At 75.4% G+C, this 22,881-nt stretch carries 19 protein-coding genes and 1 riboswitch; of the genes, 7 read left to right on the top strand and 12 right to left on the bottom strand.

The features are described 5' to 3' along the window. Positions 1-252: 252 nt before the first annotated feature. Complete coding sequence (locus tag ACGF07_RS28780) at positions 253-834, bottom strand: MarR family winged helix-turn-helix transcriptional regulator (RefSeq protein WP_392903369.1); 582 nt, start codon at positions 832-834, stop codon at positions 253-255. A 168-nt stretch (positions 835-1,002) separates the two neighbouring features. On the opposite strand from ACGF07_RS28780, the gene ACGF07_RS28775 reads away from it, so the two are divergent. The 4 genes from ACGF07_RS28775 (at position 1,003) to ACGF07_RS28760 (ending at position 5,883) form a co-directional block, all read left to right on the top strand. Beyond that, positions 1,003-2,298 carry an MFS transporter gene (locus tag ACGF07_RS28775; protein WP_392903366.1) on the top strand — a complete coding sequence of 432 codons (1,296 nt, stop codon included), beginning with the start codon at positions 1,003-1,005 and terminating at the stop codon, positions 2,296-2,298. A gap of 345 nt (positions 2,299-2,643) precedes the next feature. Beyond that, the gene (locus ACGF07_RS28770) at positions 2,644-4,305 is read left to right on the top strand and encodes a dolichyl-phosphate-mannose--protein mannosyltransferase (RefSeq protein WP_392903364.1); all 1,662 of its coding nucleotides are present in this window, start codon (positions 2,644-2,646) and stop codon (positions 4,303-4,305) included. Next, positions 4,305-5,090, top strand: a complete 786-nt coding sequence (locus tag ACGF07_RS28765; RefSeq protein WP_392903373.1) for an ABC transporter permease — start codon at positions 4,305-4,307, stop codon at positions 5,088-5,090. Before ACGF07_RS28770 ends, ACGF07_RS28765 begins: the two co-directional genes overlap by 1 nt. Before the next feature lie 208 nt (positions 5,091-5,298). Beyond that, positions 5,299-5,883 carry a TMEM165/GDT1 family protein gene (locus ACGF07_RS28760; protein WP_350748251.1) on the top strand — a complete coding sequence of 195 codons (585 nt, stop codon included), beginning with the start codon at positions 5,299-5,301 and terminating at the stop codon, positions 5,881-5,883. Between the two features lie 19 nt (positions 5,884-5,902). On the opposite strand, the gene ACGF07_RS28755 is transcribed toward ACGF07_RS28760, so the two are convergent. Then, complete coding sequence (locus ACGF07_RS28755; RefSeq protein WP_392903361.1) at positions 5,903-7,045, bottom strand: peptidoglycan-binding protein; 1,143 nt, start codon at positions 7,043-7,045, stop codon at positions 5,903-5,905. A gap of 410 nt (positions 7,046-7,455) precedes the next feature. Here ACGF07_RS28755 and ACGF07_RS28750 point away from each other — a divergent pair, with 410 nt between their 5' ends. Further along, on the top strand, positions 7,456-9,528 hold the full coding sequence (locus tag ACGF07_RS28750; protein WP_350748245.1) for an MDR family MFS transporter: 2,073 nt from the start codon (positions 7,456-7,458) through the stop codon (positions 9,526-9,528). A 103-nt stretch (positions 9,529-9,631) separates the two neighbouring features. Here ACGF07_RS28750 and ACGF07_RS28745 read toward each other — a convergent pair whose 3' ends face one another. Continuing rightward, positions 9,632-10,123: a MarR family winged helix-turn-helix transcriptional regulator gene (locus tag ACGF07_RS28745; protein ID WP_392903358.1), complete on the bottom strand. Its 492-nt coding sequence runs from the start codon at positions 10,121-10,123 to the stop codon at positions 9,632-9,634. Between the two features lie 47 nt (positions 10,124-10,170). On the opposite strand from ACGF07_RS28745, the gene ACGF07_RS28740 reads away from it, so the two are divergent. Then, a complete protein-coding gene (locus tag ACGF07_RS28740) occupies positions 10,171-10,581 on the top strand; it encodes a cupin domain-containing protein (RefSeq protein WP_392903355.1) in 411 nt (136 codons plus the stop codon). Between the two features lie 102 nt (positions 10,582-10,683). Continuing rightward, complete coding sequence (locus ACGF07_RS28735) at positions 10,684-11,007, top strand: antibiotic biosynthesis monooxygenase (RefSeq protein ID WP_350748236.1); 324 nt, start codon at positions 10,684-10,686, stop codon at positions 11,005-11,007. Positions 11,008-11,091: 84 nt separating this feature from the next. Here the strand turns inward: ACGF07_RS28735 and ACGF07_RS28730 are convergent, their stop codons facing one another. From ACGF07_RS28730 to ACGF07_RS28690, 9 genes are all read right to left on the bottom strand, one after another. Further along, the gene (locus ACGF07_RS28730) at positions 11,092-11,970 is read right to left on the bottom strand and encodes a LysR family transcriptional regulator (RefSeq protein WP_350745347.1); all 879 of its coding nucleotides are present in this window, start codon (positions 11,968-11,970) and stop codon (positions 11,092-11,094) included. Between the two features lie 210 nt (positions 11,971-12,180). Further along, positions 12,181-15,024 (bottom strand): glycoside hydrolase family 3 C-terminal domain-containing protein, encoded by a 2,844-nt coding sequence (locus ACGF07_RS28725; RefSeq protein WP_392903352.1) that lies wholly within the window; start codon positions 15,022-15,024, stop codon positions 12,181-12,183. 478 nt (positions 15,025-15,502) lie between these two features. Continuing rightward, on the bottom strand, positions 15,503-16,024 hold the full coding sequence (locus tag ACGF07_RS28720; protein WP_392903349.1) for an RICIN domain-containing protein: 522 nt from the start codon (positions 16,022-16,024) through the stop codon (positions 15,503-15,505). A 64-nt stretch (positions 16,025-16,088) separates the two neighbouring features. Then, positions 16,089-16,928, bottom strand: a complete 840-nt coding sequence (locus tag ACGF07_RS28715) for an ECF transporter S component (protein ID WP_392903346.1) — start codon at positions 16,926-16,928, stop codon at positions 16,089-16,091. Next, entirely contained in the window at positions 16,925-18,526 is a 1,602-nt protein-coding gene (locus ACGF07_RS28710; RefSeq protein WP_392903344.1) for an ABC transporter ATP-binding protein, read from the bottom strand. Before ACGF07_RS28710 ends, ACGF07_RS28715 begins: the two co-directional genes overlap by 4 nt. Further along, positions 18,523-19,629: an energy-coupling factor transporter transmembrane protein EcfT gene (locus tag ACGF07_RS28705; protein WP_392903341.1), complete on the bottom strand. Its 1,107-nt coding sequence runs from the start codon at positions 19,627-19,629 to the stop codon at positions 18,523-18,525. Before ACGF07_RS28705 ends, ACGF07_RS28710 begins: the two co-directional genes overlap by 4 nt. 38 nt (positions 19,630-19,667) lie before the next feature. Then, on the bottom strand, positions 19,668-20,408 hold the full coding sequence (locus ACGF07_RS28700; protein ID WP_392903339.1) for an SCO2322 family protein: 741 nt from the start codon (positions 20,406-20,408) through the stop codon (positions 19,668-19,670). Continuing rightward, a complete protein-coding gene (locus tag ACGF07_RS28695; protein WP_392903337.1) occupies positions 20,408-21,700 on the bottom strand; it encodes a prenyltransferase/squalene oxidase repeat-containing protein in 1,293 nt (430 codons plus the stop codon). The genes ACGF07_RS28700 and ACGF07_RS28695 overlap by 1 nt, the downstream gene beginning before the upstream one ends. A 110-nt stretch (positions 21,701-21,810) precedes the next feature. Beyond that, a riboswitch (cobalamin riboswitch) is annotated at positions 21,811-21,896 on the bottom strand. 103 nt (positions 21,897-21,999) lie between these two features. Further along, complete coding sequence (locus ACGF07_RS28690) at positions 22,000-22,599, bottom strand: TetR family transcriptional regulator (protein ID WP_392903335.1); 600 nt, start codon at positions 22,597-22,599, stop codon at positions 22,000-22,002. Positions 22,600-22,881: the final 282 nt, after the last annotated feature.

The raw sequence follows: 22,881 nt of genomic DNA, 5'->3' as shown, positions 1-22,881 counted from the left end.
CCGGGCTGTGGGTGTGCCGGGGGGGGGGCCCGCCGGCCCCGGGCGGGGGGGGGGGCGCCCGCCCCCCCCGGCCCGCCCCGGCGGGGGCCCGGGGGGGGGGGGCCCCCCGGCGCCCCGGACTCCTCGCGTTCCCCGCGCCCGCGGTGCCACGCGCCCGCGGTGCCACGCGTCCGCGGCGCCCCGCGTCCGCGGGTTCCGGCCCTGCTCGCCCGTGGTCCCGCCCCCGGGCCCCGCGCCGGGGGTTCCGGTGCCCTACCCCAGGTCGGCGGTGCGCCCCAGTGCGTCCGGCTGGGTCTGCTCGATCCGGCGCAGCATCCGGGCCAGCAGGCCGCAGAGCGCCGCGCGCTCCTCGTCCGAGATGTCCTGCAGCAGCTCCTCCTCGAACACCGCCGCCATCCGCATCGACTCCAGCCACTTGTCGCGGCCGTTCTCGGTCAGCTCGATGATCACCCGCACCCGGTTGGACTCGTCCCGTTCGCGGGTGACCAGGTCCTCGGCGACCATCCGGTCGATCCGGTGCGTCATCGCGGCCGGCGTGAGCCCGAGCCGCTTGGCCAGCTCGCCGGGCCCCAGTCGGTAGGGGCTGCCGGCCACCACCAGCGCCTTGAGCACCTCCCACTCCGCGGAGGTGATTCCGAGCACGGTCAGCTGCCGGTCGTACGCCACGCCCATCCGCCGGGCGACCCGGGAGAGGGTCTGCACGATCGTCTCCACCTGGGGGTCCACGGTGGGGAATTCCCGCTGGTAGAGGGCCACCTGCTCGGCGATGCCGAGCTCCAGGGGGGTGGCCGCCGGGGGCTTGTCGGCAGCCGGCGCCGGCTTCTCCGTAGTCATGCCGACAGTGTCGCACGCGAACGTGCATCCCTTAAGCCTTTGACTCCGCACCCTTCCGGTGCTAAGACTTTATCTCGTCAAACTTTAGCTCTGAAATCTTCCGGGCTTAAGAGTTCAGCTCGAGAGTTCCGGACGATCCGGGAAGGGATGTGCACGGTGACCGGCACGGTGAAGCAGCAGAGGCAGCAGCAGCGCGGGGCGGGCGGCCCGCTGCGCCGCGTCCAGATCGGCAACGCGCTCAGTGCGTTCGGCAGCGGGTTCACGATGCCGTACATGTTCGTGTACGTGGACCAGGTGCGCGGCCTGGGCTCGCTGGCGGCCGGGATGGTCTTCACCGTCTTCGCGCTGGCCGCGCTCGCCGTCCTCCCGCTCACCGGCCGCGGCATCGACAGGTACGGTCCCCGACCGGTGCTGCTGGCCGGTGCCGGGCTCGCCGCCACCGGCGCGTTCGCCTTCGGCCACGCCACCGGCACCCCGGCGCTGCTGGTCTCGTCCTTCCTGTTCGGCGCGGGTGTCACCACCTGCCAGCCGGCGCTGGCCACGATGATCGTCCGCTGCTCGACGGCGGCGACCCGCTCGCACGCCTTCGCGCTGCAGTTCACCCTGGTCAACCTGGGCATGGGCATCGGCGCGCTGGTCGGTGGGCAGATCGTCGACGTCGCCGACCCGGCCAGCCTCACCCGGCTGTTCACGATCGAGGCGGCGACCTTCCTCGGCCTGGCCCTGGTCACCGGCACCGCCCGGATACCGGACGTCCGGCTCAGCGTCGTCCAGGAGAAGGCCGACGGCCCCACCGGTCTGCGCGCCCTGTTCGCCGACAAGGCGATGGTGCGGCTCTGCGTCCTCGCCGGGCTGATCTTCTTCACCTGCTACGGCCAGTTCGAGTCCGGAGTCGCGGCCTTCGCCACCGACACCGTCGGCACCGCGCCGTCCACCCTGGGCTTCGCGATCGGCGCCAACGCGCTGACCATCGTCGTCCTGCAGATGTTCATGGTGCGGATCACCGCGCGCCGCCGCCGCACCACCGCGATGGCCGCGGCCGGCCTGGTCTGGCTGGCCGCCTGGGCGATGGCCCTGGTGGCCGGTCTGATCCGGACCGAGACCATGGCCGCCACGGTCGCGATCGTCTCGATCTACGCCCTGTTCGGCGTCGGCGAGTCGCTGCTCGCGCCCACCATGGGCCCGATCGTCGCGGACCTCGCCCCGGCCCGGCTGCTCGGCACCTACAACGCCGGGTACGCCCTGGTGAAGCAGATCGCGATCGCGGTCGGCCCGGCGGTCGGCGTGCTGCTGGTCGGCTCCGGCACCTGGCCGCTCTACCTGGCGGCCATGGCCGGCTCGACGCTGCTGGTGGTCCTGCTGGCGCTGCGGCTGCGTCCGTACCTCACGGCGGAGCAGGACAACGCGGCCCCGGCGGTGGTCCGCACGCCCGTGCCGGTCCGGGAGCTCCAGACCGCCGCCTGACCGGCGGGCGTGCGCCGGCCGGGCCCCGGCCGCCACACGAGGGCGTCCGCGCCGCAGGGGTGTCCGCCCTGCAGGGGCCTGCGCGCGCAAGGGTGTTAGCCACGCAGGGGCGTTCACCGTGCAAGGCCTGCACCGTGCAAGGCGTTCGCCGTGCAAGGCGTTCGCCGTGCAAGGCGTTCGCGACGGGCGCCGACCGGGTCACCTGGTCGGCGCCCGTCGCGCTTGGCTTCCCCGGGCACCGCCACATAGTGTCAGTGGCTGTTGACCGCCCGGCCCCGGCCGGGGCAGCAGACCCGGGCCCGGAACAGCACCCGCGGGCCCCGCAGACCGGCGATCGGCGAGGCAATGACCCAAGCGGCGCTCACGCACCCCCCGGCGGCCCCGGCCCCCGCCGACCCCGCTCCGGCCCGCGGCGGGCTGCTCCGCCGGGTGGCCGACCGCTCCGGGCGACTCGGCCCGGTCGTCCGCTGGACGGCCGACCACTCCGGCTGGCTCGGCCCGATCGCCGTGGCGCTCTTCGCCGGTCTGCTGCGCTTCTGGCACCTCGGCTACCCCAACGCCTTCGTCTTCGACGAGACGTACTACCCCAAGGACGCCTGGTCGCTGCTCCAGCAGGGCTACGAGGGCACCTGGCCCGACCACGCGAACGCCGACATCCTGGCCGTCCCGCAGTCCGTCCCGCTCAGCTCCGCGCCCGAGTTCATCGCCCACCCGCCCCTCGGCAAATGGGTGATGGCGGTCGGCGAGCAGTTGTTCGGCCTGCACCCCTTCGGGTGGCGGTTCATGACCGCCCTGCTCGGCACCATGACCGTGCTGATGCTGGCCCGGATCGGCCGCCGGCTCTTCGGCTCCACCCTGATCGGCTGCACCGCCGCCCTGTTGATGTCGGTGGACGGCCTCCAGCTGGTGATGAGCCGGGTGGGCTTGCTCGACGGCATCCAGATGTTCTTCGTGCTCGCCGCCTTCGGCGCCCTGCTGGTCGACCGGGACCGCGCCCGCGCAACGCTGGCCGCCGTGGCCGACGCCGACCGGGCGGGGCTCGGCCCGCGCCCCTGGCGGATCGCCGCCGGGGTGTTCCTCGGCGCCGCCTGCGCGGTCAAGTGGAACGGCGCCCCGATCCTCGCCGCCCTCGGCGTCCTCACCGTGCTCTGGGACCAGGCCGGCCGCCGCGCCGCCGGTGCCCGCCGCCCCTGGCGCGCCATGCTGCGCCGGGACGCCGTGCCGGCCTTCCTCGCCATGGTCGGGTCCGCCCTGGTGGTGTACGTCGGCGCCTGGTCGGGCTGGCTGGCCAGTGGCGGCGGCCGTGCGGGCGGCGACGGCGGCTACGACCGGCACTGGGCGGACGGCCGGGCCGGGCTCTCCCCGGACCACGTCCTCGGCATCCCGCTGCCGCAGCTCCCGATGAGCTGGGTGCCCGCGCCGCTGCGCAGCCTGTGGCACTACCACTCGCAGATGTACGACTTCAACACCGGCCTGAGCACCCCGCACACCTACCAGTCCAACCCCTTCGCGTGGCTGGTCGACGGCCGCCCGGTCTCGATGTACTGGGAGCAGGTCCCGGCCGGGACGAACGGCTGCACCGCCCCGGGCGGCTGCGCGGCGCAGATCCTGGGCCTGGGCACCCCGTTCCTGTGGTGGGCAGCCTGCTTCGCCCTGGTCTACCTGCTGTGGCGCTGGTTCTTCCGCCGGGACTGGCGCTCGGGCGCCGTGCTCTGCGCGGTCGCCGGGATCTACCTGCCCTGGTTCCAGTACCAGGAGCGGACGATCTTCTCCTTCTACATGGTCGTGCTCGTGCCGTTCCTGTGCCTGGCCGTCGCCCAGATGCTCGGGGCGGTCCTCGGCCCGGCCGGCAGCAGCCCCGCGCGCCGCCGGTGGGGCGCGGCCGGCGCCGGGCTGGTCGTGCTCGCGATCGTCGGCTGCTTCGCGTTCTTCTACCCGCTGTACACGGCGGAGGTGATCCCGATGTCGTCCTGGCAGGACCGGATGTGGTTCACCAGCTGGATCTGATGACGCCCTCCGCCTCCGGGTCCGGCGGGCAGCTGCTGCCGGTCAGCCCGGTGCTCGGGGCGGTCACCGCGGCGCTGTTGCTGGCCGCCGTGGCCGTGGCCGGGTGGGGGCTGCTCGGCCACGGGCACGCGGTGGCGCGGGCCGGACTGCGGGCCGTCGTCCAGCTGGCGGCCGTCGCGGCGGTGATCACCTGGGTGGTCGGCTCGCTGTGGTGGTCGGCGCTGTTCGTGCTGCTGATGTTCACGGTCGCGGTGCACACCGCCGGACGCCGGATGACCCGGGGCCGCGGCTGGGTCTGGGCGGCCGCCCCGATCGGCGCCGGGGTGCTGCCGGTGCTCGCCCTGCTGCTGGCCGTCGGACTGCTGCCGCCCAAGGGCCTGTCGGTCATCCCCGTCGCGGGCATCCTGATCGGCGGGGCGCTCACCGCCACCTCGTTGGCCGGCCGGCGCGCCCTGGACGAGCTGCGGCAGCGGCGCGGCGAGGTGGAGGCGGCGTTGGCGCTCGGTTTCGAGGAGCGGGACGCCCGGCTGGAGATCTGCCGTACGGCGGCGGCGACCTCACTGGTCCCGGCGCTGGACCAGACCCGGACGGTCGGGCTGGTCACCCTGCCCGGGGCCTTCGTCGGCATGCTGCTCGGCGGGGCCTCGCCCGTCCAGGCGGGGGCGGTGCAGCTGTTCGTGCTGATCGGGCTGCTGGCGGTGGAGTCGGCGGCGGTGGTGGTGGTGCTGGAGCTGGTCGGGCGCGGGCTGGTGACCGCGTCGGGCGGGGCCGACCCGGTCGGGTAGGCTTGGGCGCGTTGAAGGGGAGTAGCCCTCCACCGGACCGTCGACATACTGGCCCCCACGGGCCCGGCGCCCGGGGCACCGCTCGGTGAGCGGTTGCCGGCGAGACCTTCGGCCGCAGTGCTGTGACCGTTTCCAGTGCTGTCGGGCCGAAGTGACCCCTGGCGGAGCTGCGGAGGCCGGACAGCCCCGACCGCAGGGATTCCTCCGAATGAGTCTGACCGTTGCCGCGTTGACGTTCGGCATCATCTTCCTGGCCGAACTGCCCGACAAGACGGCGCTGGCCAGCCTGGTGCTCGGCACCAAGTACCGCGCGAGCTACGTCTTCGCGGGCATCGCCGCCGCCTTCGCCCTCCAGGTGGGCCTCGCGCTGGTCGCCGGGCACCTGCTCTCGCTGCTGCCGCACCGCTGGGTGGAGGGCGTCACCGGTGCGCTGTTCCTGGCCGGTGCGGCGATGCTGCTCTTCCACGGCGGTGGCGACGACGACGAGCACGCGGCCAAGGAGCCGTCCTCGAACAGCTTCTGGAAGGTGGCCGGGGCGAGCTTCGTGGTCGTCGCGGTCGCCGAGTTCGGCGACCTGACCCAGATCATGACCGCCAACCTGGCCGCCAAGTACGCCGATCCGCTGGCGGTGGGCCTCGGCTCCTGGCTGGCGCTGTGCGCGGTCGGCGGGATCGCCATCGTGGGCGGCCAGAAGCTGCTCAAGCACGTGCCGATGAAGCTGATCATCAGGGTGGCGGCGGCGATCATGGTGGTGCTGGCGGGCGTCAGCATCGTCGGCGCGATCACCGGCTGACGAGCCGGCGTCCGGTCAGTCAGCAGCCCGGGTCGGCGGTGAGGACGGCCTGGGTCTTGGGGCCGTACACGCCGTTCTCGCCCCTGATGCGGTTCTGGCGCTGGTAGTCCGACAGCACCGAGCGGGTCCAGTCGTCGAAGGTGCCGGACACGATCGACTTGTCGACGAATCCGCACTCCGCCGCGTACAGGCGCTGCTGCATCTCCTTCACGTCGGCCCCGGTCATCCCCACCTGGAGGATGCGCGGGGTCGGGGTGGCGGTCGGCGTGGGAGTGGGCGTGGCAGTCGGGGTGGGCGTCGGCGTCGCCGTGGCGGTCGGCGTCGGCGTGGGGGTCGGTGTCGGGGTCGGCGTCCTGGACGGGGTCGGCTTGCGGGTGGCCGTCGCCGTGGGGCTCGGTGCCGCGCTGGTCGGCGGCGGTGCGCTGGGCGTGGGCGCGGTCTCGGCGGGCGGGTTGACCGGGGCGGGCGCCAGCGTGGTGGTGACCACCGGCTCGGCCCGCCTGGCCTCCGGGTCCGGCTTCGGGGAGGGCGTCACGGCGTACGCGACACCGATGGTGAGCGCCACCAGGGCGGCGCCGACCCCGCCGATCAGCAGCTTGTGCCGGCCCGGCGGGTGCTCCGCGGCCTGCTCGGCGGCCCGGCGCGCGGCCCGTCCGCCGCCGGCCTCCGGCCCGGCCGGGGTGAGGTCGAAGACGGTGCCGCCGCCCCCGTCGTAGGGCGCGGGCGGCGCCGCGGCCGGTGCGTAGGCGCCGGGGCCGGTGGGTGGCACGGGCGGGAGCACGGTGGTGGCGTAGGCGTCCGCGTCCGGGCCCAGCGGGGGCCGGACCGGCTGGGCCTGCGGGTGGCCCGACGGCGCCGGCTGCACCGGCCCCGGCAGCTGGACCGGCGGCAGGACGGTGGTCGCGAACGGGTCCCCGGCCGGCTCGGGCTCCTCCGCCACCTGGCCGGCCGACTGCGGCACGTACGGGCGGACCAGCGGTGGGCCCTCGAGGTGCGGGAGGACGGCGGTCTCCGCGAGGCTCGGATCCCCGCCGGAGACGGGACCGGGGCAGGGGCCAGGACCGGGGCCGGGGCCCACCCGCGGATCCGTGGCCGGATCCAGGAGGCAGCCGCACCCGGCGGGGCGTGCGGTGCCGCACGTCGGGCAGTGCTGGTCCGGCATCGGCCGGTCCTCCTCGGTTCTCGGTTCCCGGTGGTTCGACGGTTCTGCAGTTCGACGGTTCGACGGTTCTGCGGTTCTGCGGTTCGTCGGTGAACGACGCTCGGATCCCGGGCTCCGGGCTCCGGTTCCTGACCCGGTGCTCGCGATCGCGCCTGATTATGCAGGACGTCCCGGAGGGTGGACAGGGGCGCCTGGGCGCCCGCGGGGGTGTTGTGCCGGTTGGTGGTGGTTGGCTCCCGCGGAGGGCCCCGGGGCGCGACGGGCGGGCCGGGTGCTTACGTTCGGCTCAACCGGAGGGTGCATACCGGGACATGTCTGCCAGCATGGGGAACTGGGAGTGATCACCCGGCGGGCGCCCCGTCGTCCGGCCCCGCGACCTACGGAGAGGCCGTGCCGCCTGTGGAGACGCCATGACGGACCCCCGTGCCGCGTCCGACCGGAGCCCGGCGAAGGAGCCGGGCCCGCCGGAGGCCACCGTCCCCAACCTGTGGGTGCCGATCGGTGCCCTGCTGCTGGCGATGCTGCTCGCGGCCCTCGACCAGACCATCGTCTCCACCGCGCTGCCCACCATCGTCAGCGACCTCGGCGGCCTGGAGCACCTGTCCTGGGTGGTCACCGCCTACATGCTGGCCTCCACCGCCGCCACGCCCCTCTGGGGCAAGCTCGGCGACATGTACGGCCGGAAGCGCTTCTTCCAGGCCTCCATCGTGATCTTCCTGCTCGGCTCGGTGCTGTGCGGAATCGCCCAGAACATGGGCGAGTTGATCGCCTTCCGGGCTCTCCAGGGCCTGGGCGGCGGCGGGCTGATGGTGCTCTCCCAGGCCATCGTCGGCGACCTCGTCCCGCCCCGGGACCGCGGCAGGTACCAGGGCCTCTTCGGCGCCGTCTTCGGCGTCACCAGCGTGCTCGGTCCGCTGCTCGGCGGCCTGTTCGTCGACCACCTCAGCTGGCGCTGGGTCTTCTACGTCAACCTGCCGATCGGCGCGGTCGCCCTGGTGGTGATCGCCGCCGTACTGCACGGGCGGGAGGTCCGGCGCGACCACCGGATCGACTACCCGGGCACCGCGCTGATCGCCGCCGTCGCCACCTGCCTGGTGCTGATGACCTCCCTCGGCGGCACCACCTGGGCCTGGAGCTCCTGGCAGATCGTCGGCCTGGGGGTGCTCGGACTGGTGCTGCTGGCCGCCTTCGTCGCGGTCGAGCGCACCGCCGTGGAGCCGGTCCTGCCGCTGCGGCTGTTCCGGTCGCGGACCTTCAGCCTGGTCGCGGTGATCTCCTTCGTGGTCGGCTTCGCGATGTTCGGCGCGCTCACCTACCTGCCGACCTTCCTCCAGGTCGTCCAGCAGGTCTCGCCCACCCTGTCCGGCATCCACATGCTGCCGATGGTGCTCGGCATGCTGCTCACCTCGATCGGCTCCGGGCAGATCGTCGCCCGCACCGGCCGCTACCGGGTGTTCCCGATCGCCGGGACGGCCGTCACCACGGTCGGCCTGCTGCTGCTCTCCCGCCTGGACGAGCACAGCAGCACCGCCGAGATGAGCTTCTACTTCCTGGTCTTCGGCCTCGGACTCGGCCTGGTGATGCAGGTGCTGGTGCTGATCGTGCAGAACTCGGTCGGCTACCAGGACCTCGGGGTGGCCACCGCCGGCGCCACCTTCTTCCGCTCCATCGGTGCCTCCTTCGGCGTCTCCGTCTTCGGCACGATCTTCACCAGCGGCCTGCGCACCCGGCTCGCCGACGCCCTCGCAGGCCGGCCGCTGCCGCCCGGCTTCCACACCGAGGCGATCACCGCCGATCCGCGCCTGGTCGCCGCGCTGCCGGCCACGACCCAGGCCGCCGTCTACCACGCGTACGCCGAGTCGATCACCCGGGTGTTCCTGTACGCGGTGCCCGTCGCGCTGGTGGCCTTCGTGCTGTCGCTCTTCCTGCGCGAGGAGAAGCTGCGCACCACCGTGACCGCGCCCGACCTCGGCGAGTCCATCGGCCTCAACCCGGTCGAGCGCAGCTCCCTGGACGAGATCGCCCGCGCCCTCTCGGTGCTGAGCACCCGGGAGGCCCGGCGCGACCTGTTCCGGCGGATCACCGCCACCGCCGGGCTCGACCTGCTGCCCGCCTCCAGCTGGCTGCTCCTCCAGATGCACCACCACGGCTCGGTGGAGCCCGCCGAACTGGCCGAGCGGCGGATCGTCCCGGTCGCGGTCGTCGAGGCGGCCGTGCGCGAGGTGGAGGGCCGGGGCCTCGCCGCGCGCACCGGCGGCCTGCCGCTGCGTCTCACCGAACCTGGTGAGGAGGCCGCGCTGCGGCTGGTCGCGGCCCGGCGCACCCAGCTGGCGGAGCTGCTGGGGGACTGGGACGAGACCCAGTTCGCGGACCTCGCCCAACTCCTCACCCGGCTCAGTTCCGCCCTCTGCGCCGACCGCCGGGACCGGCCGGACCCGACCGGGCCGGAGCCCCCGTACCGGGGGGAGGGGCGGTCCTTCTGACCACCCCGGGCCGCGCCCGCTCCTTCGCCTGTTCCTCCTGCCTTGTGCCGCCTGTCTGCTCCGCGTTCCTCCTGCCTGCTCCGCGCCCGCGGCCCGCCCGCCCTCAGGGCGCGCCGAACCAGCGCGGGGTGTCGAGCCGGAACGGATCCCCGGGAGCGAGCCGCCGCAGGCCGTCCTCGACCTGGCGCAGCTGTTCCTCACCGAGGGCCTGCGACCACTCCGCGCGCAGCTCGTCGAAGATCCGCGCCGAGCGCACCAGGCAGTCCACGCCCCGGGCGGTGAGCCGCACCACCTTGCGCCGGGCGTCGCCCGGGTCGCTGCCCCGCTCGACGTAGCCGAGCTGCTCCAGGTTCTCGACGGTCTTGCCCGCCGCCTGCTTGGAGACCCCGAGCCGCCGTCCGAGCTCGACGGCGGTGGTGCCGTCCGGGCCGATCGCCTGGAAGACGAAGCCGTGCATGGGGCGCAGATCCGGGTGGCCCTCGCGGGCGATCCGCTCGTGCAGCTCGTCGATGATCGTCCGGAAGGCGAGCAGCAGGCGCAGCGGCAGCTCGAAACCGGGCGGAGCGGGTTCAGTTGACACGGTAGACAACCTCATTGACCATATAGACAACGACGTTGTCCATCTTAGGGGGTCTCTCCGTCATGCCCGTGATCCGTTCGACCGACGCCCGACGCACCGAGACCCCGAACGCCGTCATGACCACCTGCGCCTCACCCACCCAGGGCTCGACCTCCCTCGCCGTCTGGCGGGTCGAGATGGGCGCCGGCCGGCAGGGCCCGCTCCACGCCATGGACGCCGAGCAGGTCTGGACCGTCCTGGTCGGCACCGCCGCGGTGGACCTGGACGGCGAGCCGCTCACCGTCGCCGCCGGCGACACCCTGGTCCTCCCCGTCGGCCTCCCCCGGCGCATCTCCACCACCGAGGGCTTCACCGCCCTCGTCGCCTCCACCTCCCCCTCCCACGCCTACAACCCCGACGCCGTCACCCCGCCCGGCGCCTGCGCCCTCGCACCGCGCGACGACCAGCGCATCGTCCCGCCGTGGATCGCCTGACTCGGCCGACTCACCCGGCGTCAGGTGTAGCAGACTGCTGCCGTACGCAGTGACCTGACCGGAGTCCCGCCCCCGGGGCCCCGGCGGAGCAGAAGGAGCGGCATGTCCGTCGTCAAGATCAACGTACTGACGGTTCCCGCCGAGCAGCGCGAGGTGCTGGAGCAGCGCTTCGCCTCGCGGGCCGGCGCGGTGGAGAACTCGGACGGCTTCGAGTGGTTCGAGCTGCTCCGCCCGGTCGAGGGCACCGACCAGTACCTCGTCTACACCCGCTGGCGCAGCGAGGAGGACTTCAAGGCCTGGATGGAGGGCCCCATGAAGGCGGCCCACCAGGGCGGCGGTGAGGGCGAGGCGCCCAAGCGTCCGGCCGCGTCCGGGTCCACGCTGTGGTCCTTCGAGGTCGTCCAGTCGGCGGGCCCGAAGGCCTGACGGCCGGCGGCGGTTCGGACGGCGCGCCCCGGGGATCCGGGGCGCGCCGTTCGGTGTCCGGGGCGGGGCCGGGCCCGCGTGCTCTCAGGCCGCGGCGGCGTGGAGGACGTCGCGCAGGCCCGGGACGGTTTCGCGGTCGGCGCGCCGGACGAGGCGCAGGCGCAGGGGCGGCGGGTCGAGGGGGAGGCGGACGAGGGTGCCGGAGACGAGGGGCTCGTGGACGGCGAAGCCGGGGAGGAGGGCGATGCCGAGGCCCTGTTCGGCGCAGGCGCGGGTGACGGTGACGCCGCCGGTGCGGACGCGTTCGACGTCGTTGCCGAGCAGGCGTTCGCCGGCCAGCCGGAAGGAGCAGGCGGGGGAGTCGACCAGGAGGCGCTGGCCGCCGAGGTCCCGGCGGGTGAGGGCGGCGGCGCGGGCCAGCGGGTGGGTGGGGGCGGCGACCAGGGCGAGCGGGACGTCCGTGAGGTCGAGGTGGTCGAGCGGGGCGGGCGGGAGGTAGAAGCCCAGCTCGCCGAGCGGCCCGGCGGCGTCCAGGATCAGTGCGGCTTCCAGGGCCCCGGCGGCGACCCCGCCGAGCAGGGCGTCCCGGGCGGTGTCGGTGTGCAGGGAGACGTCCAGGTCGGGCCGGCGTTCGGCGAGACGGGCCAGGACGGCGGGGAGGTGGGTGGCCGCGATGGTCTCCAGGGCGCCGAGCCGGACCCTGGCCCGCCCGGCCCGCACCTCGCGGCGGGCCTGGTCGGCCTGGTCGAGGAGCCTGCGGGACCACGGCAGCAGCCGCTGACCGGCCGGGGTGAGGGTCATCCCGCGCGGGGCCCGGTCGAACAGCTCGATGCCCAGGCTGCGTTCGAGCGTGCGGATCTGTTCGGAGACGGAGGACGGTGCGAGGCCGAGCGCCGCCGCCGCGGTGGTGACGGTGCGGTGGGCGGCGACGGCTTCGAAGACGCGCAACTGACGGAGTTCCACTGGTTTCCTCGGTTCCCCCGAACGGCCGTGGCGTGGGCGCGGTCCTGTCGGTGCTGGGTGCTGCCGGACAGCGTACGGCGGCGTTCGGGTCATCCGAACGGTGTGGCGGGGATCCGCAGTGGAACGGGGCGGCCCGACCCGGCGGAGCCGGGCCGGGCCGCGGGCGGCGGCGGACCGGCGCTCAGCGGGGGCGGTTCACGGGGGCGGGGTTCACGAGGGCAGGGTCCAGCGCTGGTTGGCACCGGCGGTGCAGTCCCAGATCTGCAGCCGGGTCCAGTCGGCGCTGCTGCCGTCGCGGGCGTCCAGGCACCGGTTGGAGACGGGGTTGAGGAGGGTGCCGTCGTCGCGCGGCTGCCAGCGTTGGGCGCCCGTGCCGTTGCACTCGTACAGCTGGACGGGCGTTCCCCCGGCCGTCCAGCCGTTGGTGACGTCCAGGCACTTGCCGAACGCCCTGAGCGAGCCGTCCTGGCGGACGGACCAGTCCTGGGCGCCGGTGGAGTTGCAGTGGTAGAGCTGGACGACGGTGCCGTTCACCGTCGATGCGCGGTTGACGTCCACGCACTGCCCGGCGACGCCGGTCAGCGGGCCGCTCGGGCGGGGTGTGGACCAGTGCTGCTCGGCGGCCCCGGAGCAGTCCCGCAGCAGCAGCCGGCCGTCGGCGGCGGCGAGGCAGCGACCGGAGGCGGCGTGCAGGAACGACGTGTCCGGGCGCAGGCGCCACGTCTGGTCGGGGTCCTGGGTGCAGTCCCGCAGCCGGACGGCGGCGCCGTCGGCGTGGCCGTCCGGGGTGAGGCAGCCGTCGAGGACGCCGATGCTGCCGTCCGAGCCGACCGTGGTGTCCTGGGCGGCGGTGCCCGCGCAGGCGGCCGTCCGCACGGCCTGGTCGGGGCTCGCGGCGGCGGCCTCGGCGTCCAGGCAGGATCCGTCGGCGCCGGTGATCCGTCCGGACCACGCGGAGACGGCGGGTGAGGCCGGTACGAAGGCGGCGCCCCGCAGCTGCGGCGAGCGGGAGGAGGAGCCGACCGTCAGGCCGTACTGGCCGCCGGGGATCCGCCAGCCGTGGGTGTCCTGGTCCCAGACGGAGAAGGAGGAGCGGTCCAGCTGCAGCTCCACCCGGGTCGAACGGCCGGGTGCCAGGGTGACCTTGTCGAAGGCCTTGAGCTGCTGCGGCGGCTCGCCCGCGGTGGAGGGGAAGGCGACGTAGAGCTGCGGCACCTCGGTGCCGGTCCGGCTGCCGCGGTTGGTGAGGTCGAAGGAGACCCGCACCCGCCCGGCGGCGTCGGGGCCGGTCACGGAGAGGTTGGCGTAGTCGAAGGCGGTGTAGGAGAGGCCGTGGCCGAAGGGGAACAGCGGGGCGGTGCCGCTCGCGTCGTACCAGCGGTAGCCGACCTTGAGGCCCTCGGTGTAGTGGTAGGCGCCGTCCGTGCCGGGGTACTGGGCGGGGTCCTGGATCGGCGCGGCTCCGGCCGAGGTCGGGAAGGTGACGGGCAGCCGCCCGGCCGGGTCGGCGTCGCCGAACAGCACGTCGGCGAGCGCGGCGCCGCTCTGCTCGCCCGGGTACCAGGCCTCGACGACGGCCGGGACGGCGTCCAGCCACGGCATGGTGACCGGGCCGCCGGTGTTGAGCACCACCACGGTGTGCGGGTTGGCCTTGGCGACGGCCCGGATCAGCGCGTCGTCCGCCGGGGCGAGGTCGAGTGAGCCGCGGTCCGCGCCCTCGGTCTCCTCGTCGCCGACGACCACGACCGCCGCGTCCGCCCCGGTGGCCGCGGACGCGGCCGCGCCGGGGTCGTCGCCCGGGTGGTAGCGCACGGAGACGCTCGCCCCCGCCCTGGCGGCGATGCCCTGACGGGGCGTCACCGTGTGTTCGGCGTAGGGCGTGACGTGCGAGGATCCGCCGCCGCCGGTGTAGGCCCGGTCCGCCCACGGGCCGATCACCGCGACGGACTTGAGCCGGGTGGCGTCCAGCGGCAGCACGGCCCCCTGGTTGCGCAGCAGCACCGTGCCGGCGGCGGCCGCCGCCCGGGCGTCACGTGCGCCGGCGGCCGGGTCGGAGGCGGGCGGCTGGGTGCCGTCGAGCGCCCCGGTGCGTGCCATCAGCCGCAGCACCCGCCGGACCTGGTCGTCCAGCACGGCCGGGGCCAGCCGGCCGTCGGAGACCGCGGCGGGCAGGTCGGCGAAGTAGGTGGAGCCGCCGAACTCCTGGTCCAGCCCGCCGGCGGCGGCGTTGACCGAGGAGTGGGTGGCCGGGTAGTCGGAGCCGACCACTCCGTCGAAGCCCCAGCGGCCCTTCAGCACGTCGCGCAGGAGCGGGAAGTTCTCGCAGGCCCAGATCCCGTTGACCGGGTTGTAGCCGCACATCGCCGACCAGGCCCGGCCGCTCCTGACGGCCGCCCGGAAGGCCGGCAGCTCGATCTCGGTGAGCGTCCGCTCGTCGACGTCCGAGCTGTACGACTGGCGGTTGTCCTCCTGGTTGTTGGCGGCGTAGTGCTTGACCTGCGCGGCGACGTTCTGCGCCTGGATGCCGCGCACCTCGGCGGCGGCGAGCTGCCCGGCCAGGAACGGGTCCTCGCCGAGCGTCTCGAAGTTCCGCCCGCCCTGCGGGATGCGGACGATGTTCACCATCGGCCCGTACAGCACCTGGTAGCCGCGCGCCCTTGCCTCCCGGCCCAGGACGTCGCCGTAGCCGGCCGCCAGCCGGGGGTCGAAGGCGGCGGCCAGTGCCACCGGCGCCGGCAGGGCCGTCGCGGGCTGGCCGTCCCGGATGCCGGCCGGGCCGTCGGACAGCAGCAGCGGCGGGATGCCGAGCCGGGGGACCCCTCGGACGTAACCGACGGAGTGCACGCCGTCCGGTGCGTCGAGGCCGCGCAGCAGGGTGACCTTCTCGTCGGTGGTGAGCTGGGCGAGGAGGGATTCGATGCGTTGCTCCTGGGAGGAGTTCGCCTGGGGGAGTGGTGCGGCTTCGGCGCTGCCGGCGCCGGTCGCGGCGGCCAGGAGGCAGCCGCCGAGTCCGAGCCGGAGGATTCGCGCCCACAGGGGAGTGCGTCGGGTCATGGCAACCACCGATCGACGGAGTCGGAAGGGAACCGAGCCGGGCGGGCGTGGGGCCCGTCTTCGCACCCCCGTCGTCCCCGGGGGGGGCGGGCGGGGCGGCATGGGGGTGCGTGCATCGCGAGGCGGAGGACGGAGGCACCTCCCGACCGGAGGCCGGGGAGGAGTCCGTGCGGTGGGGGGGAGAAGGACCTCCGGCGGGGGGCACCTGCCGGCCGAAGGCTGGGGGCCATCGGCGATCGACGGCAGCGCGACGGGACGCGTGCCTTGGGGGTACCTCCCGGCCGAGGGCGGGGGGGGCGCCGCCCCGCAGGCGCGGGTCCGAAGACGGGCCCTGGGGGTGACGGTCCGTCAAATCTACGGCGAATTGTCACTGGACGGCAGATGGCCTGCCAGGGCGTGTCGTGGGCATTCGGAGCGCGCGGGGCTTGCGCGGGCGCGTTCGGCGGCGGAGAGGGACGGCTGCCGGCGCCGGGGGTGCTCAGAGCGTGTCGCGGACCTCGATGGCGCCGTCGTCGAGGACGAAGGCCTGGTCGGGGTCGGCCGGTCCGCAGGTGGCCAGGAAGACGGCGTCGCCGTCGTCCCTCGCCGGGCCGACGTCGACGCACATCTCGTCCGCGGTGCCGACGGTGCGCTGGAGGACGAAGGAACCCTCGCGCAGCAGCCAGGTCTGGTTGGCGCGGCCGGCCCGGGAGCGCTCGCAGGACCAGATCCGCACGTCGTCGCCGTTCTCGCCGGTGTAGTCGGCGTCGAGGCACATCTCCCGTGCGGTGCCGACGGTGTCGGTGACCTTCACCCGGCCGCCGTCGAGGGTGAAGCGCTGGCCGGCGGTGCCCAGGCACGGCCGGACCCTGAGGGGGTCCGCGTCGTGGCGGGTGTCACCGACGCCGAGGCAGCGGGCCCTGCGGGGTGGTGCGGAGGCGGCGGCCGCGGCGGGGGCGGCCAGGGCGGCGACGAGGACGAGGGCGGTGGCCGTGGCGGTGCGGGTCGGGGTTCGGGTCACGGTCGTGATGATCGTGGAGGAACCGGAGGGGTGGCGGTGTCCGGCGCGGCCGGGAGCCGGTGGTTCACCCGGCTGGCGGCGGACGGAAGTCGACGGGGGCGTAGAAGGCCGCGCGCCGCGTGGCGCGGCGCAGGGCCCGCAGGACGGGGGTGCCGAGGGTGAGGCAGAGCACGACCGTGAGGGCGGCGCGCGGCAGGTCCCAACCCAGTGACGTGGTCAGGCAGTAGGCGGCGAAGCGCACCAGGTTGGCCGGCAGCGGATCGCCGGGGACGAAGGAGACGGAGCTGGAGAGGCCCGCGATGTAGGGCCAGCCCTGGAGGTTCATGACGGTGCCGTACAGGACGGCGGAGACGGCGCCGTAGACCGCCAGGAGCAGGAGTTCGCGGCGCCCGCGCAGGGCGGCGGCGCCCGGCAGCAGCCCCGATCCGAGGCAGACCCAGCCCATGGCGAGCATCTGGAACGGCAGCCACGGCCCGACCCCGCCGGTCAGCAGCGCGGAGGCGAACATCGAGAGGGAGCCCAGCACGAAGCCGAAGCCGGGGCCGAGGACGCGGCCGGAGAGGACCATCAGGAAGAACATCGGCTCCAGCCCCGCCGTCCCCGCGCCCAGCGGTCGCAGCGCGGCGCCCGCCGCCGCCAGCACCCCCAGCAGGGCGACGGACTTGGCGTCCAGCCCCGGCGCCCCGCCGCCCGCCGAGCGGCCCTCGGAGATCTGGGCGACGACGACGGCGAGCAGCAGCGGGAGCAGCAGGGCGAACAGCCAGGGGGCGTCGGCGGAATGCCCGACCAGCGCCGAGCCGGTGGAGGCGAGCAGCGGCCAGCCGAAGGCCGCCACACCGACGGCGGACACCAGCAGCAGGGCGGCGGTGGACCGGCGGCCGAGCGGGACGGGACGGCCGTTCATGCGCTCAAAGCCTCCGCGACCTGCCGGACGGTGAGCCACGGCCCCGGTGCCAGCACCTTGGCGACCTGCGGCGCGAACGCCGGGGAGGAGACCACCACCTCCGCCGTCGGGCCGTCCGCGACGATCTCGCCCTCGGCCAGGATCACCGTCCGGTGGGCCAGTTCGGCGGCCAGCTCGACGTCGTGGGTGGCCAGCAGCACGGCGTGGCCCTCGTCCGCGAGGTCGCGCAGGATCTCCACCAGCCGGGCCTTGGCCGCGTAGTCCAGGCCGCGGGTCGGCTCGTCCAGCAGCAGCAGCGGGGGCCGGGCGGTGAGGACGACGGCGAGGGCGAGGGCCAGGCGCTGGCCCTCGGAGAGGTCGCGCGGGTGGGCGGTGCCGGCGACGCCGGGCAGCAGGCGCTCGACCAGGGCGCGGCAGGTGCCCGGGTCGGCGCCCGCGTCGGCGTCCGCGGCCGCGCACTCGGCGGCGACGCTCTCGCCGTACAGCAGGTCGCGGGGGTCCTGGGGGACCAGGCCGACCCGGCGGATCAGTTCGGCGGGACGGGTGCGGTGCGGTGTGCGGCCGCCGACGGTGACGCTGCCGGAGGCGGGGGCGTGCAGGCCGACCAGGCTGCCGAGCAGGGTGGACTTGCCGGCGCCGTTGCGGCCCATCAGGGCGGTGATCCCACCCGGGCGCAGCGAGAGATCCACGCCGCGCAGGGCCTGGACGGGGCCGCGTCGGACGGCGAGGCGGTCGGCGACGGCGACGGGCGCGCCGGCCGGGGCGCCGGCCGGGGCGGGAGCCCGGCCGTCCAGCTCGGCGCGCAGCGGGGCGGCCTTGCGGCGCGCGTCGCGGACGGACAGCGGCAGCGGACGCCAGCCGGCGAGCCGGCCGAGGCCGACCACCGGCGGGTGCACCGGGGAGTGCGCCATCACCTCGGCGGGCCCACCCAGCACCGGGGCCGCCCCCGGGCTCAGCAGCAGCACCTGGTCGGCGTACTGGACGACCCGCTCCAGCCGGTGCTCGGCCATCAGCACGGTGGTGCCGAGGTCGTGCACCAGCCGTTGGAGGACGGCGAGCACCTCCTCGGCGGCGCCCGGGTCGAGCGCCGAGGTGGGTTCGTCCAGGACCAGCACGCGCGGGTGCACGGTGAGCACCGAGCCGATCGCGACGCGCTGCTGCTGGCCGCCGGAGAGCGAGCCCAGCGCGCGGTCGCGCAGGTCGGCGAGGCCGAGCAGGTCGAGGGTCTCCTCGACCCGGCGCCGCATGACGTCGCCCGGCAGGCCCAGGGACTCCATGCCGTACGCGAGTTCCTCCTCCACGGTGTCGGTGACGAACCGCGCCGCCGGGTCCTGGCCCACCGTGCCGACCAGGTCGGCGAGGTCGCGCGGGCGGTGCTCGCGGGTGTCCCGGCCGCCGACGGTGACCCGGCCGTGCAGCACGCCGCCGGTGAAGTGCGGCACCAGGCCGCTGACCGTGCCCAGCAGGGTGGACTTGCCGGAGCCCGACGGGCCCACCAGCAGGCAGAGTTCGCCCTCGGGGACGGTGAGGTCGACGTCGCTCAGGGCCGGGCCGGCGGAGTCCGCGTACCGGACGGAGACCTGCTCGAAGGTGATCACGATGCCCTCCGGGGCGGGGTCGGGGTGGCGAACGCCGGTACCAGGCCGAGGAGTGCGGTCAGCACGGCGGCCAGTGGCACCGCGGGGACGGTCGGCGGGACGACGGTGGGGGCGAAGGCGGCCGGGTCGTGGCCGGCCAGGTAGGTGGTGAGGGCCGCGACGGCGGCGCCCGAGCCCGCCGTCAGCCACTCGGGCAGGGCCCAGGGGTCGGGCCGGTAACGGCTCCTGACGGAGCGTCGGTTGCCGAGCAGCAGCCCGGCGAAGGCGGCGGCCAGGCCGAGCAGCAGCACCGGCGGCGCCCAGCCGGCGCCGCCGGCGGTCAGCAGCCCGTACGCGGCCAGGCAGACTCCGAGCAGTCCGGTCAGGGTGAGCGCGGCGGTCGCCCTGGCGAGCGGGCGGGGGACGTCGGCGGTGCGGCCGAAACCCCGGGTGTCCATCGCCGCCGCCAGCGCGATGGACCGCTCCAGCGCGCCCTCCAGGACGGGCAGTCCGACGCTCAGTACGGCCGCGACGCCCTTGTCCGCACGGCCGCGCAGGCGCCGGGCGGCGCGCAGTCGGCGGACGTCGGCGACCAGGTTCGGCGCGAAGGTCATCGCCACCACCACGGCCACGCCCGCCTCGTAGAGCGCACCGGGCAGGGCGCGCAGCAGACGGGCCGGGCTGGCCAGGGAGTTGGCGGCGCCGACGCAGATCAGCAGGGTGGCCAGGCGCAGCCCGTCGTACAGCGCCGCGAGCAGGCCCTCGACGGTGACCCGCCCGCCGATCCGCACCCCCTGCGCCCAGGCGGGCAGCGGTACTTCGGGCAGGGTGAACAGCACGTGGGTGCCGGGGAACGGCGAGCCGAGCAGGACGGCGAAGGCCAGGCGGATGCCGAGCACCAGCAGGCCGAGCCGCAGGAACGCCCCGTACGAGCGGGACCAGGGCGCATCGCCGCGCCGCGCCGCGACCACGTACCCGGCCGTCGCGGCGAGCAGCAGCAGGATCGCCGGGTTGGTGGTGCGGGTCGCCGCCGCGCCGAGCCCGAGCGCCCACAGCCACCAGGCCCCCGGGTGCAGTTGGCGGGGGCCGGTGGGCGGTCGGGTGCGGCGGGCGGTGCTGCTCACGGATCGGTCCTGGGTGAGGGGGTGGAGGCGCGGTCGGGTCAGGGGGTGCGGCGGCGGCGCACCTGCCAGGCGGCGCCGCCGGCGAGGACGGCGACCAGCGCGCCCCCGGTGATCAGGCCGACGTCCGGGCCGCCGCCGTGCTGCGGGGTCGGCGCCGGGCCGCCGGCCGGCTGCGCGGCGGCCGCGCCCAGCTGCTCGGCGCACCCCGCCGCCGGGTAGCCGGCGATGGCGCACAGCAGGCCGTTGGTGTCGTAGCGCAGCGGCGGGGCGACGGCGGCCAGCACCTCGGCCGAGGTGGCGCGCGGCGCGGCGACGGCGCAGGCCGTCCGCTGCTGCGGGGGCTGTGCGGCGGGCGCGCCGGCGTCCTCGGCGGTCCCGAAGTCCAGCACGACGGCCACCCGCTTGCGGCCGTCCTGGGCGGGGGTGCCGGCGCAGACCTCCTCGAAGCGCGCCCGATCGCGGGGCCTGGCGGCGTCCTGCCCGCCGTCGGGGCGGACGGCGAAGCGCCATCCGTCGACCGCCCCGTCCGGTGGCACGGCGATCGCGGGCCCCTGCTGCTGGTACGTCCAGGCGCCGCTGTCGGCTCCGCGCCAGAAGGACCAGTAGCGGTACCCGCCGGCGGCCCGGGCGGGCGCGGCGGCGTGGACGAGCAGCAGCAGCGCGCCGGACAGGGCGAGCAGGGCGGTGGTGCGGGTCTGGCGTCCGCGTGCCGTCCCCCCGTTCCCCGGGCGGGCGGGGCAGGCACCGCCCGCCGGGGCGTCGTGGACTGCCGGCCGCATCAGAGGTTGGGGTTGCGCTTGCGCTGGAGGCTGAGCAGCAGGCCGCCGCCGATACCGACGAGGAGGCCGACGATGATCAGCCAGAGCTGGCCGAAGCCGCTGTCCTTCTTCGCCGCCGGGGTGGCCTCGGCGGTGGTGGCGCCGGCCTTGGGGGCCGGGCCGAGGGCGGTGAGCTGCCCGGTGAGGTCGGCGGTGCTGCGGTGCGCGGCCTCGGAGACCAGCAGGAGGGTGGCGGTGGCGGCGGCGTCGGTGCCGTTCTTGGTCCAGGTGGCGCCCTGGCCCTCCAGCCAGTCGACGGCGTCGGAGGCCTGCTCGGGGTGGCCGCTCTGGACGAGGGCGAGCGCCGCCCAGGCGGTGGCGGCGTAGTCGGGCTTCGGCTCGGCGCCGGGAGCGGCGACGGAGAGGTGTTCGCCGCCCGCCGTGAGCTGAGCGGTGAGGTAGGCGCTGACCGCCTCGCCCGCCTCGGCGTGCGGGATGGTGGCGGGCGCGGAGCCGTCGGTGCAGGCCAGGGCAGTGGGCGTCGCGTCGGCGCGCACCGAGGTGGTGACCGGCAGGTGCCCGCCGGCGGCGGCGAGCGCGGCCTGGGCACTGGCCAGGGTGTTGGGGGCCAGGGCGCCGCCGGCCGGGTCCGGCTGGAAGGCGAAGGCGCCGCGCTGGTCGGCGGGGGCGGTGCAGCCGAGCTGGAAGAGGGCGAGGCCGTCGAAGGCGTTCTTGCCGGCCGCGCCGCCCTTGCCCGCCTTGGCGACGCTCGCCGGGTCGGTCCTGGCCGCGAACAGCGCGTTGACCGCGAGCCCGGTGGAGTTTGCGTCGCCCGGGTTGCCGGGGTTGTAGGGCCAGCTGCCGTCGGCGTTCTGGTTGGCCTTGAGCCACTGCACGCCCTTGTCGACGGCGCCCTGGTGCCCGCCGAGGGCCACCAGCGCCTGGATGGCGACGGCGGTGGCGTTGCTGTCCTCGGTCTTGGCGTCGCAGGCCGCGCCGGCCGCCCGGTACGAGGGCCAGCCGCCGTCCTCGCACTGCTGCCCGGTGAGCCACGCCACGGCGGAGTCGGCCGGGGTGACCTTGGCCGCGGACAGGGCGCTCAGCGCCAGGGACTGCCGCCAGACGCCGTCGTACGTCGGGTCGCTCTTGCCGTAGAGGCCGTCCGGGAGGACCGGGGCGCCCGCACTCGACGGCGCGGCCGGGCTGCCGGGGGCCGCGGGCGCGGGGCTGTCGGCGAGGGCCGGTCCGGCGGCGACGCCGGAGAGCAGCGCGGCGGACAGGGCGGCGGCGCCCAGTCGGGCGGCGTTCAGCATGGTGGGGTCGTGCCTTTCGGTGAGCGGTGGTGGCCCGGTTGGGGGCCGTTCCGTAGTCCTCGACGGGTGCCGGGCGCGGGCGTCCGGGCTGGCCGCTCGCCCCTCCGACCGGGTGCTCCGACTCGTCCGGGGCCGAGCGGTGCGGCGTCCGGGCTCACGGTTGCGGGGTCAGCGCCGGATTCGCACCGGCTTCCCCCGGGGGGAGGAGCGGGATGGAGTTGTGTCGCCCGTCGACTCTAGCCGCCGGCCCGGTGCGGGCGAGCGGGTGGCGGCAGGAACAGGTTCCAGTCGCGGCCCGCTCAGGTCAGCGTCAGCAGCCGCGCGGCGGTGTGCAGGTCCGCCCGCACCTCGGCGATCGAGGCGCGCCCGGAGAGCCAGGCGACCAGGGCCGAGTGCCAGGTGTGCTCGATCACCCGGACGGCTGCCCGCTGGCCGTCGCTGGGCGGCGCGGACTGGCCGATCGCGTCCAGGATGAGCTTCCCGGTGACCGCGCTGATCCGGTCCACCTCGGTGCCGACCGAGCGGTCGGCGAAGCACATCGAGCGGACCATCGCCTCGGCCAGCAGCGGCTCGCGCTGCAGCGCGTGGAAGGCCCGGGTGAGCGCGTCGGCGACCCGCAGGGCCGGCTCCCGGTCGGTCGGCGGGTGCCGCCGGATGTGCTCCTGGAGGCCCTGCAACTGCTCCAGCATGACCGCGACCAGCAGGTGGACCTTGGACGGGAAGTACCGGTACAGCGTGCCGAGGGCGACCTGCGCGCTCTCCGCGACCTCCCGCATCTGCACCGCCTCGTACCCGCCGCGGGCGGCCAGCGCGGTGGCGGCCCGCAGGATCCGGCGGCGCCGTTCGGCCTGCCGCGCGGTCAGCGGCGGCTCGCCGGCGGGCGCGGGGGTGGGGCTCACGGACGTGGTCGGCGACGGCAAGTGTGCTCCCGGGGGCGCGTGGGTGGCGGCGTGCTCCAGAAGGCCGACGCGACGTCGACCCGAGGCCGACCGGGGTCGACCGCGGCCGGTCGGGCCGGCGTGGCGGGAATCACCAGCCCTGGCTCCTGAGCGAAAGCTACGGGCCGGTATCTTCGAGGTCTCTCATTGTTCACACGGTCGCTGTCGAGTTCCACAGCCACTGAAACCTGATCTACTTTAGCGACCGGCAGCACCAGTAGCACCGATAGCAGCCAGAGATGA

Source organism: Kitasatospora sp. NPDC048194 (assembly GCF_043202455.1).
Classification (GTDB): Bacteria; Actinomycetota; Actinomycetes; order Streptomycetales; family Streptomycetaceae; genus Kitasatospora.
This window is presented reverse-complemented; position numbering and strand designations above follow the sequence as displayed.

Bases quoted from the DNA above. Each gene is read 5' to 3' on its own strand.
- ACGF07_RS28780 (WP_392903369.1), bottom strand. From the start codon at position 834: ATGACTACGGAGAAGCCGGCGCCGGCTGCCGACAAGCCCCCGGCGGCC.
- ACGF07_RS28765 (WP_392903373.1), top strand. From the start codon at position 4,305: ATGACGCCCTCCGCCTCCGGGTCCGGCGGGCAGCTGCTGCCGGTCAGC.
- ACGF07_RS28745 (WP_392903358.1), bottom strand. From the start codon at position 10,123: ATGAGGTTGTCTACCGTGTCAACTGAACCCGCTCCGCCCGGTTTCGAG.
- ACGF07_RS28770 (WP_392903364.1), top strand. From the start codon at position 2,644: ATGACCCAAGCGGCGCTCACGCACCCCCCGGCGGCCCCGGCCCCCGCC.
- ACGF07_RS28700 (WP_392903339.1), bottom strand. From the start codon at position 20,408: ATGCGGCCGGCAGTCCACGACGCCCCGGCGGGCGGTGCCTGCCCCGCC.
- ACGF07_RS28740 (WP_392903355.1), top strand. From the start codon at position 10,171: ATGCCCGTGATCCGTTCGACCGACGCCCGACGCACCGAGACCCCGAAC.
- ACGF07_RS28735 (WP_350748236.1), top strand. From the start codon at position 10,684: ATGTCCGTCGTCAAGATCAACGTACTGACGGTTCCCGCCGAGCAGCGC.
- ACGF07_RS28760 (WP_350748251.1), top strand. From the start codon at position 5,299: ATGAGTCTGACCGTTGCCGCGTTGACGTTCGGCATCATCTTCCTGGCC.
- ACGF07_RS28695 (WP_392903337.1), bottom strand. From the start codon at position 21,700: ATGCTGAACGCCGCCCGACTGGGCGCCGCCGCCCTGTCCGCCGCGCTG.
- ACGF07_RS28755 (WP_392903361.1), bottom strand. From the start codon at position 7,045: ATGCCGGACCAGCACTGCCCGACGTGCGGCACCGCACGCCCCGCCGGG.
- ACGF07_RS28715 (WP_392903346.1), bottom strand. From the start codon at position 16,928: ATGAACGGCCGTCCCGTCCCGCTCGGCCGCCGGTCCACCGCCGCCCTG.
- ACGF07_RS28750 (WP_350748245.1), top strand. From the start codon at position 7,456: ATGACGGACCCCCGTGCCGCGTCCGACCGGAGCCCGGCGAAGGAGCCG.
- ACGF07_RS28725 (WP_392903352.1), bottom strand. From the start codon at position 15,024: ATGACCCGACGCACTCCCCTGTGGGCGCGAATCCTCCGGCTCGGACTC.